This is a genomic window from Verrucomicrobiota bacterium JB022 (genome assembly GCA_030673845.1).
Taxonomy (GTDB): domain Bacteria; phylum Verrucomicrobiota; class Verrucomicrobiia; order Opitutales; family Oceanipulchritudinaceae; genus WOUP01.
The window spans coordinates 307,732-323,136 of the sequence record JAUTCQ010000015.1; the positions used below are offsets into that span (position 1 = coordinate 307,732).

Consider the following 15,405-nt stretch of genomic DNA (forward strand, 5'->3'; position numbering starts at 1 on the left):
TTCAATTATCATGCGGGCAATAGCACTGATTGTTTGGACATCTTTTGCGATGTGCTTCATCGCGTGCAGCGAAAAGCCCGCCCGGATGATGAGCGACGATACCATTCGCCTGCGCTTCGAGACGTACCGTCCGCAGTTGGAAGCCCTGGTGCGCATGATGGAGGCAGATGAGGAGGTGCTGTTTGTCTGCCGGGAGACGTTTAGGGAGCGAGGCGATTCGCTGGAGCACCAGATGGAGCGCGTAGGTAACCGCCGGGTTGAAAGCTACCGCGAATTGCTGCGCAAGGCGGAGGTCGATTTCATCACGCGGGAGGCTGATGGTCGGATTTATCTGCGGCTCGACCACCGCGACGATCTATACGGTTATTGTTCCAAGGGACTGGTTTATACCCGACAGCAGGTGGAGACTACGGATCGGGAGTTGCAGGAAGAGGATTTTGATGAGGCCGCAGTGCAGCAAGGATTGTATCGTCCATTGGTCTCGTTTTGGTATCTCTACCTGGCTCAGATCTAACGTTAATGGACCCAGCCGGTTGGGAAAAGCGGCTGCCCGGTCTCCTCCTTGGCGCGGATCTCCTCGATCGCCGCTTCCATCCGCAGGTAGCGTTCCGCCGTATCCGGGTGCGAGGGAAAGAGCGGCACGCCTTCGGCTTCGCGTGGCGGGTGCAGCAAGCCGATCCGCCGCCAGAAGGGCAGGGCGTCGGCGATTTCCAGCCCGCTCGCGGCTAGCAAATACAGGCTCAGGTAGTCGGTCTCGATCTCGAACTCCTTTGCATAGCGGGTGGCTCCGGCGAGGCCGAGTGCATTGGGGCTGGGGATGCGGGCGACCATCAGCGCGGCGTCGGCCAAGGTGCCGGTCGCGTAATTCAGCAAGGTCTTGCGCACATGGTGGAGCATCACATGCGCGAGTTCGTGGGCGATGACGAAACTCAACTCCGCATCCGTCTCGCAAAATCGGATCATGCCCGCCTGCATCTCGATCTGCGTGAAGCTGGCCCGCGCATTGGCCTCCTGCCGCCAGCTCAGCTGGATGGTAACGTCGGCGATGGGCTGAGGGCGCGCGGTGAACGTCAATTCCTCCTCGCCTCGGCGGATGGTGAGCCGCAGATCGTGCTCAGTGGTGAGCTGGGAGAGCAGGAACGGCAAGCCGTCGGGTCCATCAGGTAACGATGCGTCATCCACTGCCAGCAACAGGTCGTCGGCGCGCAAGCCGGCGGCTTCGGCTGGGCTGCCGGGTGCCACGGCCCAGATCCGGAGGCCCTGCGGCATGGGCCAGAGCGCTTCGGCTGCCGCTCGCAGGTTTTCAGGCGACGCGGAGGGGTGGTAGAGCAGGATGCCGAGGCTGGGGCGGGTAGGCAGTTGCCCAAATGCGACCGCTCCGGCGAACAACGGGTAGGAGGCGCGGAACAGCTTCAAGCGTAGGCGCTTGCTCTCGTGGAGAAAAGCCTCCTGCTGGTAGCGCGTCTCGGTTTCGAGCGCGGCCGCGTCGATGGCGGGGGCCTGCAAGGTGGGGCCGATGCAGCCAGTGGGCAGCGCCGCAATCAGGCAGAGCAGGGCGGAATAGGCACCCCACCGCGCTTTCACGGAGCCTCCGCCGCTGCCAAATGGCGACCGAGCGCGTAACACCAAAGCTTGGCATCGACGACTTCGCCTGCGGCGACTGCGGCCTGCAGACGTGGAAACAACTCTGCCAGCGGCCAGCGCAAGACCTCGATATTCTCGTCATCTTCGGGGGCTGCCGTTGTTTGGCCGGTGATCTGCACCTCCACGACGCAGTTGCCCTCGTTGGTCATGCCGGGGGAACTCATCACGAGCGGGCCGGCAGAGCTGACATGGCCGACGTAGCCGGTTTCCTCCTGCAACTCACGCAGGGCGGCGACCTCGGGTGCCTCGTCGGCGTCGAGGAGACCGGCCGGGAACTCCAGCACGGTCTTGGCAATGGCGGGGCGAAACTGCCGCACCAGGATAACCAGGCGCGGCTCGTCGGTGGTAGTGGCGATGATGCAAACGCCACCCCCCGTATTGGGTCGGGTGACGTAGCTCCAGCTTTTGGGCTCTCCGTGCCGCGTGTGGAAGGTGCGCTCCCGCAGGCTCAGCCAAGGCGTTTCCGCAAGGACGCGTTCCTCCATATGGGCGATCGGTCGGCCGTGGCCGAGGTTACTCCTCGTCTTCCTGGCGAGATACCTTGACGATCAGGCGGCGGCCCTGGAATTCACGGCCGTTGAGCGCCTCGATTGCCTGGTCGGCGTTACCGGGAGGGCTGAGGTGGACGAAACCGAAACCGCGGAAGCGACCCCGACGCTTGTCCATGACGAAGTGGACTTCGGAGATTTCGCCAAAACCGGCGAACAGCTCCTTCACTTCGCTCTCTTGGACCCCGTAGGCCAGATTCCCTACATAGAGGGAGACGGACTCGGGAGGCTCGGGGGCAGGCGTTTCGGTTGCAATGGGTTCAGAAGTCCGAAGCTTCTTGATTTTGGAGCAAACTTCGGAGACTGACGGACGATGCGCGAGAACAGGCATAGGCAATAACCGGGTTGAGAAACCGCCGAAACGTTGAGTGTGAAGATGATAGCATTACCTCGGAGAAGCAAACAAAAAAGCGATTTATCCCGGTAGATGTCACGTGATCGCCACTACTGCAACGATTTGTCACCTTTGGCATAACGGGATAAATGGTCACGGAGGAAAGGTGCCGTAGGGGAGCGGTCGACCTCCAGCAGGCCGTGGAGTGGGCCTTGGTAGAGGATTTCGCCGCCCGCTTCGCCCCCGGTGGGCCCTACTTCCACCACGTAATCGGCCTCGGCGATCAAGTCGAGATGGTGCTCGATTACGACGACCGTGTGGCCTTGGTCCACCAGGCGTTGCAACAGCTCGATCAGACGCTCGCAGTCGCGCAGGTGGAGCCCGATGGTCGGCTCTTCGAGGATGTAGAGGTTGCGCGGCATCACGTCGACGCGCGGGCGCTCGCCGGCATACCGGGCCAGCTCGCTGACCAGCTTCACGCGCTGGGCCTCGCCGCCGCTGAGGGTGTTGCTGCTCTGGCCAAGCGTCAGGTAGCCGAGGCCGGTATCGACCATCAGCTGCAGCATGGCCTGCAGGCGGCTGCTAAAGCTGAAGAACTCGGCCGCCTCCTCGAAATCCATCGCCAGCACCTCGCGGATGTTTTTGCCCTTCCAGCGGATCTCCTCCAGCTCGGGGCCGTAGCGGCCGCCGTGGCAGTCGTCGCAATCCACATAGGTGTCGGGCATGAAGTTCATCTCCAGCTTCACGCGCCCCGCGCCCTTGCACGTTTCGCAGCGCCCGCCCTTGGTGTTGAAGGAGAAGGTGCTGGGACCGTAAGCATGCATCTTGGCTTCCGGCAGTTGGCCGAAGTGCTCGCGGATCAGGTCGAACGCGCCGATGTAGGTGGCGGGCGTCGAGCGCGGGGTCTTGCCGATCGGGCTCTGGTCGACCTCGATCACCGCGCGGAACGGCTGGCCGCCACGCAGGCGCTTGAATGGCGGCAGGTTGGGCAGGGCCTCGCGCCCCTCCGCACCGCTGGCCAATTGACCAGGCAGGCGTTCGAGCTGTTGCTTGATCGCGGCCTCGACGGTCGGCTTCAGCGTGTCGCGGATCAGCGTGCTTTTGCCCGCGCCGGAAATGCCGCAGACCATCACCAGGCGGGCAGTTGGCAGGTGCAGGTCGTGACCCTTGAGGTTGCGCAGGCGCGGCTCCTCCAGCACGAGCCATTCGGGCTGTTCCTTGCGGCTGCGGGGCTTGAAGGGCTTCGGCAGCGGGCGATAGTTGCCACGCAGGGGGTGGGGGATGCCGCGCGCGAGGTAGTGGCCGGTCAACGACCGCTCCTGCTCCGAAATCTCGTCCAGCGTGCCCATGGCGAGCAGTTCACCGCCGTGATGGCCGGCACCCGGCCCAAGGTCGATAATGCAATCGGCGGCGCGCATCGTATCTTCGTCGTGCTCGACGACGAGCAGCGTGTTGCCCTTCTCCTTCAAGCGGTTGAGGGAGGCGATCAAGCGCTCATTATCGCGCGCGTGCAGGCCGATGGAGGGCTCGTCGAGCACATAGAGCACGCCGCTGAGATTGCTGCCGAGCTGCGATGCCAGGCGAATGCGCTGGGCCTCGCCGCCGCTCAGGGTGTGCGTCGAGCGGTCGAGCGTCAGGTATTCGAGGCCGACAGCATCCATGAACTTCAGGCGCTCCTCGATCTCGGGCCGCAGGTCGCGCAAAATGGCCTCCCCGCGCTTGTCCACCTCCAGCTCGCGCATGGTTTCGAGCAAGTCGTTGGGCGTCAGGCGCAGCAGCTGGGGCAGGTTGTATTTGCGCCCGCCGGGCAGGTGCAGGTAGACGGCGCGTGCCTGGGCGTGCAGGCGTTCGCCGTGGCAGGTGGGGCAAAGTTGGCCGTCTTCGACCTCGCCTTCCTCCACGTGCTCCCAGTTTTCGTCGGAGCCCATCCAGCTATACAAGTAGCCGTAGCCGCGACAGGTCGGGCACCAGCCCTTGTTGCTGTTCCAGGAAAAGTGCTTCGGGTCCAGCTCCGGGAAGGCCTCGCCGGTGGCGGGGTCGGTACGCTGGGTCGAGAACCACGTCAGCAGGCGCCCGGTCGGTCCCGCGAGGAAGCACGCGCCCTTGCCCAGCTTGAGCGCGTCGGCCAGCACGGTCTTGGCGTCGACGCTCTCGCCCTTCGATTCCAGCGCGTAGCCCTTGCTGGAGGCGCGGGCGGTGGCGAAGACCACCTCGATGTCGTGCTCGCGGTAGCGGTCGAGCTTCTCGAAGTCTGCCACCGGCACGAGACTGCCGTCGATGCGGAGCAGCTTGAAATCGTGATCGCGGGCCCAGTTGGCCAGCGGCTGGTGGTGTCCCTTGCGGCCCCGGATGAGCGGAGCGCAGAGGTAGAGCAGCGCCTGCCCCTCGTCCAGCCGCTCGCGCAAGGCGCGGTCGAGGTGCTGGGTGAGGGCGTCGGGCGAGAGCGCCACGAGGGGCTCGCCAGTGGTAGGGCTGTGCTGAGTGCCGAGGCGCGCGTAGAGCAGGCGCAGGTATTGCGCGACCTCCGTGATCGTGGCGACGGTGCTCTTGCGGGTGCCGTGGGTCACGCGCTGCTCGATGGCGACCGTGGGCGGGATGCCGCGCAGGTCGTCGATCTCGGGGCGGGGCAGTTGCTCCACGTATTGGCGGGCCCAGGCCGACATCGACTCCATGAAGCGGCGCTGGCCCTCCGCGAACACAATGTCGAACGCGAGCGACGACTTGCCCGAGCCGCTGACGCCCGTGACGACGGTCAGCGAACGGTGCTGGATGTCCAGCGTGAGGTTCTTGAGGTTGTGCTGGCGCGCGCCCTCGACCTCCAGCTTGCCTTGGTAGGCGGCAAAGGGCACGACCTTGCCGTTGCTGCCGTGGTCATGGACGGCTTCCGCCACCTGCAGTTGTGGGGCGTAATCGGCCTCGGCGGCGGCGAGTGCTTCGGCGAGAAAGCCGGAGGTGGCCGTCTTTTCGCGCGCGAGAGCTTCCGGCGTGCCTTCAAAAACGACCTCTCCGCCCTTCGCACCGGCTTCCGGACCCAGCTCGACCACCCAGTCGGCGGCAGCGAGCATGTCCATCTGGTGCTCGATCACGATCAGGCTGTGCTGCTGGTCCACGAGGCGCTGCAACACGCCCAGCAGACGCCGGATGTCGTGGCGGTGCAGGCCGGTGGTCGGCTCGTCGAGCAGGATGAGGGCGTTTTGCGTGGTGGCGTCGAGCTGGCCGAGGTATTTGACGAGCTTCAGGCGCTGGCTTTCGCCGCCGGAGAGGGTGTTGAGCGGTTGGCCGAGCATCAGGTAGCCGAGCCCCACCTCCTGCAGCAGGCCGAGGCGGTGCTTGATCTTACTCTGCTTGGCGAAGACCTGCAGCGCGTCGTCGACCGTCATTTCGAGCAGGTCGGCGACCGAATGGCCCTGCCAGGTGATTTCGAGGATCTCGGGCTTGAAGCGGCGGCCTTCGCAGACGGGGCACTCGACAAACACGTCGGCCATGAACTGCATTTCGACGCGCTCGTAGCCCAGGCCTTCGCAATGGCTGCAACGTCCTTCGCCGCTGTTGAAGGAAAAGTCGCCCACCTGCAGCCCGCGTTGCTGCGCTGCCTCCGTGCGGGTGAACAGCGTGCGGATGGGGTCCCACGCATCGACGAAAAGGGCGGGATTCGAGCGCGGCGTGCGCGTGACGGGCCCTTGATCGATCCGCACGACTTCGCTGAAGCCGGTGTCGCTCTCCAGCCGCTCGATCTGGGCCGGGTCGTCGCTCACACGGCCGCTCTGGTTGAGCCAGCCCTGGTAGAGCACATTGTCGAGCAGGGTGGATTTGCCGGAGCCGCTGACCCCGCTGAGCACGACGAGGCGCTGCAACGGCAAGTCGAGGTCGAGGCCCTGCAGGTTGTGCTTGGTGGCGCCGCGGATGTGCAGCCACGGCAGGTCTTTGGCCTTTTCGACCTTGCGGCGGCGCTTGGGCAGGGCGATGCGCTCCTTGCCGGTCAGGTATGCGGCGGTGATGGAGTTTTCGGCGCGGTGCAGGTCGCGGTGCGGGCCAAAGTAAGTGATTTCGCCGCCCGCTTTGCCCGGCTTGGGACCGACTTCCAGCACGAGATCGGCGGCGCGCATGACGGATTCATCGTGCTCGACCACCACCACCGTGTTGCCTTGATCGGTCAGGCGGCGAAGGATGCCGACAAGGCGGTCGATGTCGCGCGCGTGCAGGCCGATCGACGGCTCATCCAGTACAAAAAGGGTGTCCACCAGCGCGGTGCCGAGGCACGAGGTGAGGTTGACGCGCTGGGTTTCGCCCCCGGAAAGGCTGCGCGAGCTGCGGTCGAGCGTCAGGTAGCCGAGGCCAACCTGGTCGAGATAGCGCAAGCGGGTGAGGATGGCGTGCAGGGCGAGGTCCACCTGACGTTCGCCTTCCACGTGCTCGGCCACGTAGGCCTCCATCAGTTGCAACAGCTCGCTGACCGGCATCAGGTAGAGGTCGGGCAGGCGATAGTCGCGCCACTTCCAGTTGAGGGCCTCGGGCTGCAGTCGTGTGCCGTCGCAGGATTTGCAGGGCATGTAGGCGCGGTATTTGGAGAGGAAGACGCGCACGTGCATCTTGTAGGTATTGCTCTCCAGCCACTCGAAAAAGCGGCGCACGCCATACCAGGCGTGGGGCCATTCCTTACCGGCGGTGCCGTAGCCGGGCTCGCCCTCCATCACGAAGCGCTGATGTTCCTCGCTCAAGTCTCGCCACGGCGTCTTGGTGGGCACACCGTATTTTTTGGCCGCGCGCATTAAATCCTTCTGGCTCTCGCTGTAGACCGCGCCGCTGAAGGCCTTGATCACGCCGTCGGCAATGCTGAGGCTCGCGTCGGGGATGACGAGGCGGTCGTCGATCTCGATCACCCGGCCAAAGCCCCGGCAAGTGGGGCAGGCGCCAATCGGCGAATTGAACGAAAAGAGGTTGGGCTGGGCGGGGCGGAAGATCTGCCCCGTGACGGGCGACTGCAGGCCCTCCATGTATTTCGCTAGCTGCCCGCCTTTGTCGTCGAGGAGATACAGCGTACCTTGGCCGAAGTGCAGCGCCGTTTGGGCCGATTCGATGAAACGCGTCTGCTGGTCGTCCGCCAGCGTCAGGCGGTCTTGCACCACCATCAGGGTCGGGTCGCCGTCCAGCGGCAGGGCTTCGGTGGCGGCAGCGGCTTCGCCCTGCAGGCGGTGGAGCTGCCCGTCGATAAAGATGCGGGTGTAGCCTTGGCCGATGAGCGAGCCGATGACCTCCGTCCAGCTCAGCTTGCCCAGCCGCTCGACGGCGAAACAGAGCAGCACCCGTTGATCGGGGAAGCGCGCGCGGGCCTTGGCCCAGATGCTCGCCGGGTGGTCGCTCTCGATCTTCTCGCCCGTAGCCGGGTCGAAAAGCTCGGCCACATGGTGGAACCAGACTTTGAAGTAGTCCGTCAGCTCCGTCATGGTGCCGACGGTGGAGCGGCTGGTCTTGACGGTGTTGGTCTGTTCGATCGCGATCGACGGGCGGATGTTCTCGATCGTGTCCACCTCCGGCCGGTCCATGCGGTCCATGAACTGGCGCGCGTAGGGGCTGAAGGTCTCGACGTAGCGCCGCTGGCCCTCGGCGTGCAGCGTCTCGAAGACGAGGGACGACTTGCCCGCGCCGCTCAACCCGGTGACCACGATCAAGCGCCCCAGCGGCAAGTCGAGGTCGAAGTTCTTCAGGTTGTTCTGGCGCACCCCACGCAAGCGGATGGCCGAAGGAGCGGCGGCATCTTCCATAAACAAGTGAACAACTTATCACATGTTTCTACCTTGTCTACGGGGATTTTGCGGAAAGTGCAGCGCCTGAGGGAACGGCTTCAGGAGGGTGATCGAGGTAGCCTGCCCTGAACCAAGGCACGGGTGCGGCAGACGCCCACGCTGATATTCGCTCGCCAGCGTGCGTAAGTATGTTAAGTTGAGGCCTGTGAACTGGCAGGAATATATTGTGGCCGATCCGCGCATTCTAGCGGGTAAGCCGACCGTAAAGGGGACCCGCCTGAGCGTGGAGTTTCTGCTGGGATTGCTGGCCAAAGGCTGGACGGAAGAGCAGATTTTTGAATCTTACCCTCATTTGACGCGGGAGGCCTTCCGGGCGGTCTTTGCTTTCTCTGCCGAGGCGATGAGAGATGAGGCGTATTTCGCCCTGGATGCGGCGCAAGCATGAAGCTGCTCGCCAATGAGAATGTGCCCCGGCCGTCTGTGCTTCGGCTGAAGAGCCTAGGCTGGAATGTGGCAAGCGTGATGGACCTTCGGGCAGGGATACCAGATGAAGAGGTCCTTGCTTGGGCGGAGCGGGAGGGCCGGGTAATCTGGACCTTTGACCGCGACTACGGGGAATTGATCTTCAAGAAGCGCCTACCTCCTCCAGCGGGGGTGATCTACATGCGCTTTGAGCCGGATACGCCTTTGCAGCCCGCCGAGGTTCTTCTGGCGTTGGCTGCTTCACCCGCAATCGCCTTCGTAGGTAAATACTCGACGCTGATGAGCCCCAGCCAGCTTCGTCAGCGGCCGTTGTAGACGTATGGCGGACCGTGCCTTAATATTCATGCTTCACCTCCTCGCTTGATAAGCCGAAGCGGAGGGCCTAGCGTGGGCGGCATTTTATGTCTTCGTTGATCGTATCGGGGCTGCCCTTCGTGTATTTCATGCTTGTGGCGTCGCTCACGCCAGGGCCGAACAATGTGATGCTGACGGCCAGCGGCATCAATTTCGGCTACCAGCGCACGTGGCCGCATATCCTGGGCGTCATTGGCGGCTGTGCGATTGTCATGCTGCTGGCGGCGCTGGGGATGGGAGCGGCCTACCACGCCTACCCACCGCTGCAGGTCATCATGAAGGCGCTGGGCTCCTGCTACCTGGTCTACCTTGCATACCGCATCCTGAAGGCGGGCCGCCTCGGTCTGCAGGAAAAGAGCGAACAGACGGCGCGTCCGTTGAGATTCGTGGAAGCTTTCGGCTTCCAGTTCATCAACCCCAAGGCGATCGTGTTTGCCGTCACGGCAGTCAATATCCTGCCCGATTACTATACGGTTTTCGAATGTTGCCTGGTCGCCGTCGTGGGCAGCACCTTGGTCTGCATCCTCTCCACCCACACCTGGACCTTCTTCGGTAAGCTGCTCGCCAAGCTCTTCCGCAACGACCGTAGCCGCCGCATCGTCACTATCCTGCTCGCCCTGCTGCTGCTTGCGACGATCCCGATGATGTGGCGGTGATCAGGGCACCAGCCCAAGTTCGTCAATCAGTCGGGATGAGAAGTGGGGGAGGGCTTTGCCCAGATTGATCAACAGGTCCAACTCCGAGAGGCCCCGCTTGGCGGCAATCGCGGCGACGCGGCTGATCACCTGCTTTGCGTCCATTTCGTAGAGCACCAGCAGGTAGTCTTGTGGGTGGCAGGCGCTGATCCCGTGTGGTTGCAGGTGCTCGGGACGGAAATCTTTCAGGTTGAAGGTGAGGATCAGGTTGCAGTGGCCGTGAAGGGCAGCCGCGAGCACATGCCGGTCTTTCGGGTGGTTTTGAAGTCCGGCGATGATGTGCTCGAATCCGTAGATGCAGCCTTCGGGAAACGTTTGCGTGACTTGATCTCGAAAGTGGTCAGCGAGCTTCGTTGGCCACTTGAGCTTATTGACTTGGGTGCGGTGAGTTTCTTTCAGCACCTCCTGCGACCAGTGAGGTGAGAACTGACGTGGTCGCTCCGCCAAGCAAAGCAACAGGTCGCAGACCTTATAGTTTGCCAGCACACATGCATCCAGAAACACACGAAAATCAGCCCTCAGCATCGCCCGTATAGGACGCGTCGTAAAAGCCAGCCTCGTCAATGGTCTTTCTCAGCTCGTCAAGCGCGATACGGCGTTTCTCATCCCGCTGGCGTTCCCAGGCGAGGAGGTCGCGGAAGTAGATGCGACGGTGCTTGCCAACCCGGTGGAAAGGTAGCTGCCCCGCGTCGAGCACTTGGTCGATCAGGAACTGACGCGACATGCCGAGATAGTTCGCCGCCGCCTGGGTGGTGAACGTTTCGTCCTCGGGGATCATGACGATGGCTTGGCGATCGTTCAACAGGCGCACCAGGCGCATCAGGTGGTGGTAAAATGGTTCCGGGATTTCGGTACGTTGGCCTTCCGCGTCGATAAACGCGACGTGGCCGGGCTTGGAAAACGTGGCCATCAGTTGGGCCAGCTTCTCGTCCTCCATGGTGGAGGGATCGAGGCGCGTATTCGAACTGGTGAGAGTGCTGGTTGCCATGGTGGTGCTCCTGTTGACGCAATAAACACCATAATCGCTATATTCGCTGCAATCAAAATCGTTATATCGAAAACGAACGCAGCCGCAAAAAAACGAGCGGAGCCTGTGCCCCGCTCGTTGCTGTGCTTCATGTCTCGTTTTCGGGTGCTTTCCCCAAAAAACTCAGGGGTTTTGGAAGCGCCACTGTTGGACGTCGCCGCCCCAGTAGGTCCAGATGCCCACGTTGTCGCCATTGGCGGTGCCGAAGGCGTCGACCGCCGAGTTGGGGGCGTTGTTGGGCGTGATGCGGTAGTAGCCGCCCGAGGTGGGGGTGATGGTGAACTGCTGGTTCGAGCCGCCCAGGTAGTCATAGAGCGCGACGTTGGTGCCGTCGGCGCTGGAGGGGCCCCAGACGTCGAGCGAGCGGTTGCCGGGGAGGATGGTACGGATGGTGTAGGTGTTGCCGCCGATGTTCGTCACCTGGAAGCGCTGGGCGTCGCCGCCCCATACGTCGTAGAGGGCGATGTTGCCGCCGTTGGTGTTGTCCCATTCGTAGACATCCATGGCGCGGCCGCTCGCACGGTTGACGATCACTTTTACACCCGTGATGCCGGAGCTGCCGCCGCCGACGGGGCCGGCGCTGGCGATGATGGCAGAGCGGGCAGCGCTGGGGCTTTCGAGCGAGTATGCGTAGGGCGGGGTGAAGACCGAGTCGTTGAAGGACTGTACGTCAGAGCAATTGACCGTGGTATTGCCGGTGGCGCGAATCTTCCCGTTGGGGGCGTAGTACTCGTAGGGAGTGCTGATGTTTTCGAAGTAGTTGTTTTGGGCGAGCACTTCGGACTGGATGCTGGCGCGGATGCAGTAGTTGTTACCGGGAGCGTTGAAGTAGTTGTTGTAGGTGTGCACCCGGCCGAAGCGCACGCGCGGCATGCGCTCGTGGCAGAGCGTCGACCACCAGTTGTGGTGGAAGGTCACGCGCAACCGACCTGCATCTTCGGACGCGTTGTTGTTGCTGTGCCCGATCAGGTTCACGAAGTTGTGCCCACTGTTGTAGGTGTAGGAGAACTTGCACCAGGAGACGGTGATGTAATCGGAGCCGTGCGTGATATCGAGGGAGCCGTCTCCGCAGTTGACGAACGCGCAGTGGGTGACAAACACGTTGGTGCAACCGTCGAGCGTCAGCCCGTCGCCATCGCCTTCACTGTTGGGGTTGGTGAAGTTGAGGTTCTGGATGATGACGTTGCTCTCATCGACGCCTTTGAGGTTGCCGATGAAGCCCGAGTTGGTGCCGACGCCGATGATCGTCTTGTTGGAGCCGAAACGCACGCTCGACGAGCCGAGGTTGATCGTGCCGCTTACCTGCACGATCTGAGGGTTGTCGTGATTGATCGCAGCGGTGAGCTGCGAGAGGTTGGTTACGGTGACGGTGGGGCCGCCTGCGCCGCCGGAGGCGTTGGCAAAGCCGCCGACAGCCTGCAGGTTGGTGGTGAGTGCGGTGGTGACCAGCGCAACCAGCGCCATGCATCTGCGGAGAGAAGATAGAAATGTCTTCATGATAATGGTTTGTTCGGGGGGAACCAGGTTTGCGGATGCGGATCAGTGCCGGGCAAGGCGGGCGCAGGGCTGGCTGCCGCTGCTCGCCGGGTGGTGGGGAAGACGCGCGTAGAAGAAGGCGTCGTCGTGATCGCCTGCGCCTGTCCAGCGATGGGCAGACAAGGTGGGGGTAGCTATCTTGGCGGTAGCTTTTCTCATATGGATCCTAGGTGGGTTTGGGGTTGCGGGGGGATACCGCGGCCAAGAGGAGTAGCTTTGAGAGGCTTACGCTAGCCTTGTTTGGATAGAGCAACCAATCTTCCGAAATCTAACAGTCAGAAAATTTAATGATAGTTATGAGTAAGTCTTGTGCTAGATGATTGTGTATGGTTTTGAGGGCGTTGGGCGGCTCTGCTCAGGCCAGGTCCGTACAATCACTGAAGGGCGAAAATAGAGGCTCTACTCGGTGGATTGGCCGCATGGGCGTCGCCAGAGACCGGAATACGCTTTCATAAGTCGGCTAACGTAATCATAGCCGAAGCAAGGCAGCAACTGCGGCAGCACGAGTGGAGGGAAATCGGATTCAGCCTCTTGGCGCGGAAGGACTTCTGGGCTATGCTGCGGGCTATGAAACTCCAACTCGCCCTCATCGATCTGGACGACACTCTGCTGGGCCCCGACAAGCGCGTGTCGCGCGACAACCTGAAAGCCCTGCGCCGTCTGGAGGATGCGGGGATTCAGCCCGTCCTCGCGTCCGGCCGCCACCTGCTCAGCATGCAACGCATCGCGGCGGAGCTGCCGGGCATCAAGTGGATCATCTCGATGCAAGGGGGGCTGGTGACCGATGTGGCGGGCCAGAATATCATTTTCGAAACGTTGCTCGATGCTGAAAAAGCCGGCAAGGTGATCGAGATGGGCGCGGCGGCGAAATACACCGTCATCGTCTACGCGCGCGACGAGATTTTCGCTCACCGGAGCAACGAATACGTGCAGCGTTACGAACGCCTCTCCGGGCACAAGGTAACGCTGCTCGACCCGGTGGAGCTGCTCAAGCACGAGATCTTCAAGGTGCTTTGGCTCGACCGCACCGACCGGATCGACCAGATCCTCGGCATGGTGGAGCTCCAGGAGCTCGACGCCTACCTCGTGCGGACCCACAACGAAATTTTCGAGTTCATGTCCAAGAGCTCCAACAAGGGCATTGCGGTGGCCGAGCTGGCCGGACACCTCGGCATTCCCCGCGAAGCCTGCGTGGCCTTCGGCGATGGCAACAACGATGTGCCGATGCTCCAATGGGCAGGCCAATCCGTCGCCATGGCCCACGGCTGGGAAGACGCCAGGAAAGCCGCCCGCCTCGTAACCCCCGAAGGTGGCGACCCCAGCACCGCCTTCGCCCGCGCCGTGGATATGGTGCTGGGGGAGTAAGCATATGGATGACCTCGATAACGCCCACCGACGGTAAACGCCGAGGACTTATTCTTTAGGCTTCAACAGTTACTTCCCAAAGAACGCTGCCCACTGGTCTTCCTTGAAGCCGACGATGCCGCGGCCGTCGGCGGTGAGGAGGAAGGGGCGCTTGACGAGGTTGCCGTTCTGCTGCTGTACGGCGAAGGCTTCTTCGGGCGTCCAGGTGTCGAGGCGGTCCTTGAGGCCGGCCTCGCGGTAGTCGGCGCTGCTGGTATTGAAGAGGCGGCGGATGTCGCCCTGATAGACATCGAGCATCTTTTGCAGCTCTGCCGGGGTGGGGGGCGTCTCGCGGATCGGCCGCTCTTCGAAGGCGATGCCGTTTTCGCGCAGCCACTTGGTGGCATTGCGGCAGGTGGAGCACTTGGCGTAGGTGTAAACGACGACATCGGGCATGCGTCCTTTGTGGCGGCTGGGGCCGTTTCGGGCAAGGTCGAAGGCGTTCGGCGGCGCCAAACGGTGCCCGGGTGGATTCGGCAGCCAAATAAGGAACTTCCGGTGCGTAGTAAGTTCCTTTCAGGGTTGCACTTTAGGGCCGACGCGTTTTCCATGTGCGAGTCTTCAACGCGGGTGCCATTGAATGCGCTCACTCATCAGGATGTTTCGTCGAGCCCTCGGATTTTTCAGCAACGATATCGGCATCGACCTGGGTACCGCCAATACCCTCGTCTATGTGCGCGATAAAGGCATCGTTCTACGCGAACCCTCCGTCGTCGCCATCAACAGCGACAACCGCGAAGTGGTGGCGGTGGGGAATGAGGCGAAGAAGATGCTGGGACGCACGCCGATGAACATTACTGCCCTCCGGCCCATGAAAGACGGCGTGATCGCCGATTTCGAGGTGACGGAGGCGATGCTGCGCTACTTCATCAAGAAGGTCAGCAACCACGTGCACGTGGCCCAGCCCCGGGTGGTGGTCGCCGTGCCCAGCGGCATTACCGAAGTGGAGCGCCGCGCGGTGCGCGAGAGTGCGACCCACGCCGGAGCCCGCGACGTGAAGCTGCTGGTCGAGCCCGTGGCCGCCGCGATTGGCGTCGGGCTGCCGATCGAAGAGCCGACGGCCAACATGATCGTCGACATTGGCGGCGGCACGACGGAAGTGGCGATCATCTCCCTCGCCGGCGTCGTCTTCACCCGCTCGATCCGGGTAGGGGGTGACGAGCTGGACCTGGCGATCGTCAACTACATGAAGCGCGCCTACAACCTCATGATCGGCGAGCGCACGGCGGAAGAGATCAAGATCAAGATCGGCTCCGCCGCGCCGCTGGACGAAGAGCTGACCTTGGAAGTGAAGGGGCGCGACTCCGTGGCCGGCCTGCCGAAGACGCTGCATATTTCCTCGCAAGAGATCCGCGAAGCGCTGGAAGACACCATCGCCTCCATCGTGGAACTGGTCCGCAACGCCCTTGAGCGCTGCCCGCCGGAACTTTCCGCCGACCTGGTGGACCGCGGCTTTGTGCTCGCCGGGGGCGGCGCCATGATCCGCAACCTCGACCGCCTGCTCAGCGACGCGACGGGCCTCCCGGTGATCGTGGCGGAAGACTCGCTCAGCGCGGTGGCCAAGGGCACGGGCGTGGTGCTCGAAAACCTGCCCTGGCTGCAGAAAATGAAGATTTAGCGTGCACCGTTGCGCTCC

General features: G+C 62.8%; 15 protein-coding genes. 6 read left to right on the forward strand and 9 right to left on the reverse strand.

Going from position 1 to position 15,405, the window contains the following annotated elements; genetic code table 11:
- Positions 1 to 49: 49 nt before the first annotated feature.
- Positions 50 to 514, forward strand: a complete 465-nt coding sequence (locus tag Q7P63_11885) for a hypothetical protein (GenBank protein ID MDP0500786.1) — start codon at positions 50 to 52, stop codon at positions 512 to 514.
- Positions 515 to 516: 2 nt separating this feature from the next.
- Here Q7P63_11885 and Q7P63_11890 read toward each other — a convergent pair whose 3' ends face one another.
- The 4 genes from Q7P63_11890 to uvrA all read right to left on the reverse strand — a co-directional run bounded on the left by Q7P63_11890 (position 517) and on the right by uvrA (position 8,288).
- Positions 517 to 1,584, reverse strand: coding sequence for a M48 family metallopeptidase (locus Q7P63_11890; GenBank protein ID MDP0500787.1), 1,068 nt, complete (start codon positions 1,582 to 1,584; stop codon positions 517 to 519).
- Positions 1,581 to 2,129, reverse strand: coding sequence for an NUDIX hydrolase (locus tag Q7P63_11895; protein ID MDP0500788.1), 549 nt, complete (start codon positions 2,127 to 2,129; stop codon positions 1,581 to 1,583). Before Q7P63_11895 ends, Q7P63_11890 begins: the two co-directional genes overlap by 4 nt.
- Before the next feature lie 28 nt (positions 2,130 to 2,157).
- Positions 2,158 to 2,523, reverse strand: a complete 366-nt coding sequence (locus Q7P63_11900) for a hypothetical protein (protein ID MDP0500789.1) — start codon at positions 2,521 to 2,523, stop codon at positions 2,158 to 2,160.
- Between the two features lie 113 nt (positions 2,524 to 2,636).
- Entirely contained in the window at positions 2,637 to 8,288 is a 5,652-nt protein-coding gene (gene uvrA / locus Q7P63_11905; protein ID MDP0500790.1) for an excinuclease ABC subunit UvrA, read from the reverse strand.
- A gap of 187 nt (positions 8,289 to 8,475) precedes the next feature.
- Here uvrA and Q7P63_11910 point away from each other — a divergent pair, with 187 nt between their 5' ends.
- The 3 genes from Q7P63_11910 to Q7P63_11920 all read left to right on the forward strand — a co-directional run bounded on the left by Q7P63_11910 (position 8,476) and on the right by Q7P63_11920 (position 9,763).
- Positions 8,476 to 8,715 carry a DUF433 domain-containing protein gene (locus Q7P63_11910; protein ID MDP0500791.1) on the forward strand — a complete coding sequence of 80 codons (240 nt, stop codon included), beginning with the start codon at positions 8,476 to 8,478 and terminating at the stop codon, positions 8,713 to 8,715.
- Positions 8,712 to 9,068 (forward strand): DUF5615 family PIN-like protein, encoded by a 357-nt coding sequence (locus Q7P63_11915; protein MDP0500792.1) that lies wholly within the window; start codon positions 8,712 to 8,714, stop codon positions 9,066 to 9,068. Before Q7P63_11910 ends, Q7P63_11915 begins: the two co-directional genes overlap by 4 nt.
- A gap of 86 nt (positions 9,069 to 9,154) precedes the next feature.
- Positions 9,155 to 9,763 carry a LysE family translocator gene (locus Q7P63_11920; protein MDP0500793.1) on the forward strand — a complete coding sequence of 203 codons (609 nt, stop codon included), beginning with the start codon at positions 9,155 to 9,157 and terminating at the stop codon, positions 9,761 to 9,763.
- On the opposite strand, the gene Q7P63_11925 is transcribed toward Q7P63_11920, so the two are convergent.
- The 4 genes from Q7P63_11925 to Q7P63_11940 all read right to left on the reverse strand — a co-directional run bounded on the left by Q7P63_11925 (position 9,764) and on the right by Q7P63_11940 (position 12,524).
- Positions 9,764 to 10,327 (reverse strand): PIN domain-containing protein, encoded by a 564-nt coding sequence (locus Q7P63_11925; protein ID MDP0500794.1) that lies wholly within the window; start codon positions 10,325 to 10,327, stop codon positions 9,764 to 9,766. It lies immediately after the preceding gene.
- The gene (locus tag Q7P63_11930) at positions 10,314 to 10,790 is read right to left on the reverse strand and encodes an excisionase family DNA-binding protein (protein ID MDP0500795.1); all 477 of its coding nucleotides are present in this window, start codon (positions 10,788 to 10,790) and stop codon (positions 10,314 to 10,316) included. The genes Q7P63_11925 and Q7P63_11930 overlap by 14 nt, the downstream gene beginning before the upstream one ends.
- A gap of 162 nt (positions 10,791 to 10,952) precedes the next feature.
- Positions 10,953 to 12,293, reverse strand: a complete 1,341-nt coding sequence (locus tag Q7P63_11935; GenBank protein ID MDP0500796.1) for an RICIN domain-containing protein — start codon at positions 12,291 to 12,293, stop codon at positions 10,953 to 10,955.
- Positions 12,294 to 12,368: 75 nt separating this feature from the next.
- On the reverse strand, positions 12,369 to 12,524 hold the full coding sequence (locus tag Q7P63_11940) for a hypothetical protein (GenBank protein MDP0500797.1): 156 nt from the start codon (positions 12,522 to 12,524) through the stop codon (positions 12,369 to 12,371).
- A gap of 408 nt (positions 12,525 to 12,932) precedes the next feature.
- On the opposite strand from Q7P63_11940, the gene Q7P63_11945 reads away from it, so the two are divergent.
- Entirely contained in the window at positions 12,933 to 13,730 is a 798-nt protein-coding gene (locus Q7P63_11945; protein MDP0500798.1) for a Cof-type HAD-IIB family hydrolase, read from the forward strand.
- Between the two features lie 69 nt (positions 13,731 to 13,799).
- Here Q7P63_11945 and Q7P63_11950 read toward each other — a convergent pair whose 3' ends face one another.
- The gene (locus Q7P63_11950) at positions 13,800 to 14,165 is read right to left on the reverse strand and encodes an arsenate reductase family protein (GenBank protein MDP0500799.1); all 366 of its coding nucleotides are present in this window, start codon (positions 14,163 to 14,165) and stop codon (positions 13,800 to 13,802) included.
- Positions 14,166 to 14,367: 202 nt separating this feature from the next.
- Between Q7P63_11950 and Q7P63_11955 the strand changes: the two genes are divergently transcribed.
- Positions 14,368 to 15,387 (forward strand): rod shape-determining protein, encoded by a 1,020-nt coding sequence (locus Q7P63_11955; protein MDP0500800.1) that lies wholly within the window; start codon positions 14,368 to 14,370, stop codon positions 15,385 to 15,387.
- The last annotated feature ends 18 nt before the right edge of the window (positions 15,388 to 15,405 follow it).